This window comes from Psychromonas antarctica, from assembly GCF_022267535.1.
Classification (GTDB): domain Bacteria; phylum Pseudomonadota; class Gammaproteobacteria; order Enterobacterales; family Psychromonadaceae; genus Psychromonas; species Psychromonas antarctica.
Window position 1 is genome coordinate 1 of the sequence record NZ_JAHNZV010000166.1, and the last position, 3,969, is coordinate 3,969.

2 protein-coding genes and 1 pseudogene are annotated in these 3,969 nt (G+C 40.1%); 1 reads left to right on the plus strand and 2 read right to left on the minus strand.

All coding sequences use genetic code 11. The features are described from left to right. Positions 1–143: 143 nt before the first annotated feature. Positions 144–986: pseudogene (locus KSO91_RS16260) on the plus strand (ISAs1 family transposase); the annotation flags it as partial. 112 nt (positions 987–1,098) lie between these two features. Here KSO91_RS16260 and KSO91_RS16265 read toward each other — a convergent pair. Together KSO91_RS16265 and KSO91_RS16270 are read right to left on the minus strand one after the other, a co-directional pair. Next, a complete protein-coding gene (locus KSO91_RS16265) occupies positions 1,099–1,791 on the minus strand; it encodes a choice-of-anchor O protein (RefSeq protein ID WP_338049795.1) in 693 nt (230 codons plus the stop codon). Between the two features lie 265 nt (positions 1,792–2,056). Further along, positions 2,057–3,838, minus strand: a complete 1,782-nt coding sequence (locus tag KSO91_RS16270) for an efflux RND transporter permease subunit (protein WP_238744080.1) — start codon at positions 3,836–3,838, stop codon at positions 2,057–2,059. Positions 3,839–3,969: the final 131 nt, after the last annotated feature.

The window sequence follows — 3,969 nt, forward strand, 5'->3', positions numbered from 1 at the left end:
TGCGCGGCGCACACAGCGAGATATACAATGATAATAGGGGGTATCAGAAAGCGAAATTAATGAAGATCGTGATTGCGTCATACCTACCTCTACTAGTGAATATAAAAACACTGGTTATATAGTAGGTGCAAACTCGCAACCCGTCAAAAGGTATGGCTGTCCTAGCTTCTGATGGAAAAACAGCGCGCCGATCATTCTCTACTAAAAATAGAAAAAATGCACTGCATGCAGTAAGCGCCTGGAGCTGTCAGCATCAATTAGTATTAGGGCAAACAGCCGTTGATGCGAAAACAAACGAAATGACAGCAATACCCGAACTGCTCGCGCTTTTAGATATTGAAAACAGCATCATTACCCTTGATGCAATGGGGTGTCAGAAAGAGATAGCCAAACAAATAATTCAACAAAAAGCCGATTATATTTTAGCGCTAAAAGGTAACCATTCAGGCATGCAAGCTGAGTTGGAAGCTTGGTGGCATAAGTGTCAGCGAGAAGGATTATCATCGGAAATATATGCTAAACATGAAGAAGTATCAGCAGGTCATGGGCGTATTGAAACGAGAATATGTGAGCAATTATTAATTGATAAAAAATGGTTGGCCAAGGAATATCGCTGGTCAGGCTTAAACAGTATTATTAAAATAACCGCACAAGTACATGAAAAAAATTCAGGCAAAGAAACAAAGGAAACACGTTGGTACATTAGTTCATTGCAGTTAGGTGCAGAGCAAGCGTTAGGCGCAGTGCGTGATCATTGGCAAGTTGAAAGTATGCATTGGGTACTTGATATGACATTTAGAGAAGATGAGTCACGTATACGTAAAGGTCGAGGGCCATTAGCCTTTAACGTCATGAGAAAAATGGCAATGGCCTTATTCAAACAAGATAAAAGTAAATCGGCCAGTATGGCTGCGAAAAAGAAGATGGTAGGGCTAGATGATAAATACCGCTCAACCTTGTTGGAGAGCGGGATTAAAATGCGCTAGCCGTGCCTTCTTTACCTGTTTCTACCAATAATGGTTGCGTGTTTGAACATTCAGGTGTAGCGGCACAAACCGGATCAAGATTACCCGTTAATTCTGTAACAACATCATCACCTTAACGTTTTTTGAATTTCTTGAAATTATTGGTGACACGAGAAACATTGGCAGCAAAAGTAATATCTGCAAGAGCGGCAGCCTTCATATCTTCAATATAGGTATACCAAATATCGGTACCTTTATTGACATTAGCACCACTGGCACCATCTCCCGGACCATCTGCTGTACCGGTTTTTAAACCTTCAGGGTCTTCCTGCCAGACAACATTCCAAGCGACTTTTGTGCCATCACTATAACTAGTTGCCCGCGGAGTATTTTGTTTGGCATCACGCTCACCAAAGCTTAATTGCTCTCGCTTCCAGGTACCGCCGGTGGGCTTAAATTCAGCATCCACTGCGCTAGGATTTTTAGTATAAGCAATATAAGTACAACTAAAAGGAACCTGTCTTCCTTCACGATCAAGATAGGTAGCAGCACCCTGATGGTAATTGTAATCTGGGGAATCATCATTCAGGTTAGTATCATCTACATCCGCTGCTGGACAATATTTATCAGCCCAAGTAACAGCCACATGACCACCTGCTGCAAATATGTTCGGTTTTCCTGAGTCGCCATAAAAGTTACCCAGAGAAACATTCCCTTTAACATCTGTTTGCCAGTAGCTTTGTTTGGATGTTCTACGCGCCGTATCAGAAATATTAACAGGCTCACTCCAAGTCGCACCGTCATCTTTTGACACTCGTATAAAAATATCCTGAGCAGGGCGTTCTTTCTGCCCCCTTCAGGTCGTAAATTGTTTGGCTCTCACTATTACCATAAGCATATGCATTGACTAAATCACCATGAGGCAATCTTGTATGTCGCGATACTGTGTAAATGAATGTTGCAAAGACTGAACATAAAAACATGAATAGCCACTGAAATCCCCCCTATTGCACTAAAATAAAGAATATAATAAAAAGGAACTAACACTCAAAATATGAGTACATATAAGGTTCTTTACTTGGCTCCACTTTTCACGTTACGGCGATGCTATTATCACTAATATTACTTTTTTGGCTTTTGTACTTTCCGAAACTAAGGATCACTGGAATCAAAATCAAGGTGATGGGTGTCGCAAATAACTCTCCAAATACGAGTGAAACAGCAGCGGGTTTTAAATATTGAGCTTGCTCAGACGTTTCAAATAATAAAGGCAGAAGTCCACAAACAGTGGTTAACGTGGTTAGAAATATGGCCCTCATTCTGCTCTTTCCTGCTTCAATAAGTGCATCTTTTACGGCCAACCCACTTTCGTGTAGTTGGTTAAACCTGGTTAACAAAACCAATGAATCATTAATCACTACCCCCGTCATCGCCATCATTCCAAACATAGAGAGTAAGCTGACGGGTAACCCCATCAATCCATGGCCAAAAATGGCGCCTGCAAAACCAAATGGAATGATGGACATAATGATCAGTGGTTGCCAATATGATTTAAGCGGAATAGCGAGAAGTACAAATATTAATAAAAGCGTTAAAAGCATCGCCTTTTTAAAGCCACTCTGTACTTCTTCTTGCTCTGCCAGGGCTCCTGCTCGTGCAATTTTCACTTGCGGATAAATGTTAGTCAGTTGAGGAATCGTATCTTTGCTTAACTGATCAAAAACTTCTTCTGCCGAAATGACACTTTGTGTTTGTCCCCATGATATTTTAATAACTTCGTCATAGTTCCTCCTGTTAATAAGATCGGCTTGATGAGAGAAAGTGAGATTTACTACATCTCCTAAAGATACATAACTATCATCAGCTAACTGGACGGGTGTAGATGCGAGTTGTTCAAGCGTTTTTTTCTCTTTAGAGGGCACCTTTACAACCACAGAGATCTCCTCTCCTTTTTCTAATAACCGATGGATTTCAATTTCACCATAGGTACTACCAACAATTCTTGCTATGCGTCGTTGATCTATGCCCAGCTGGATACCACGTTCATTAAGAGTAACTTGTAATTGTCTTCTTCCAGAAGTGCTATTATCAACAACATTTGTCACTCCTCTAATGCGCATCAAATCTTGTTTAATTTGAGCAGCGACATGTATGGCTAAATCACGATTCAACGACGATACAACAATAGAAGAGCCACCTGCTGGCTCACTTGCAAGTGAATAGTCCATTGATAAACTACCTTCTATAATACCCGTGTATTTCTTCCAATAAGCGAGTACTTCGTCACTCGGAATATCAGCCAGCGCTTCTTCGGTTAGTTCAATAGTCAACTCTATTTCTTGCGGAGTATCCCGCGAAATGAGTAGCTTGCTAAACGGGCTATAGTCTAAGTTATAGGTGTCATGTAATGCTTTGGATGCCGCAATAGCCGCACTTTCAAGGCTGTATATATTTTGAGCACTTAATTTAGGCGAGGCAATCGAGTCCATTTTTACTATCAATGTGCCATATCTACCAGGAATTTCAGGAAAAAATGCAGAGCGTATATGACCATGAATAACAGCAGAATAGGCACTTAGCACCAATAACGAAAAGGCAAAAATTGTCGTTATTTTGTTATTCAAAGCGGCTTTTAATGTTGGAGCATAATAGTGCTCATTAAAATGATTAAGTCCATCATTTAAATATTTTCTTAATCTTTCTAATGCACGTAGCAGCACATTGCCTTTACTGCCTTCATTACTTTTTTTAGGAAAAGATAAATGACAAGGTAATATAAATTTACTTTCAATTAATGAAAAAATAAGCGCAAAAATAACAACAGCAGAAAAACCTGCAAGTACTTTGGCTAACTCATTTTCAATCCAAAGCATCGGTGAGAAGTGAGCTTACGGCAGCGTAGCTCAACTTCCATTTTTTGTTCTGATTTAATACGGGTAACTCATCCATCAGGACTTAATTATGTCAAATCCAGAGCAACTTAGTAGCGTTATTACTGCATTTG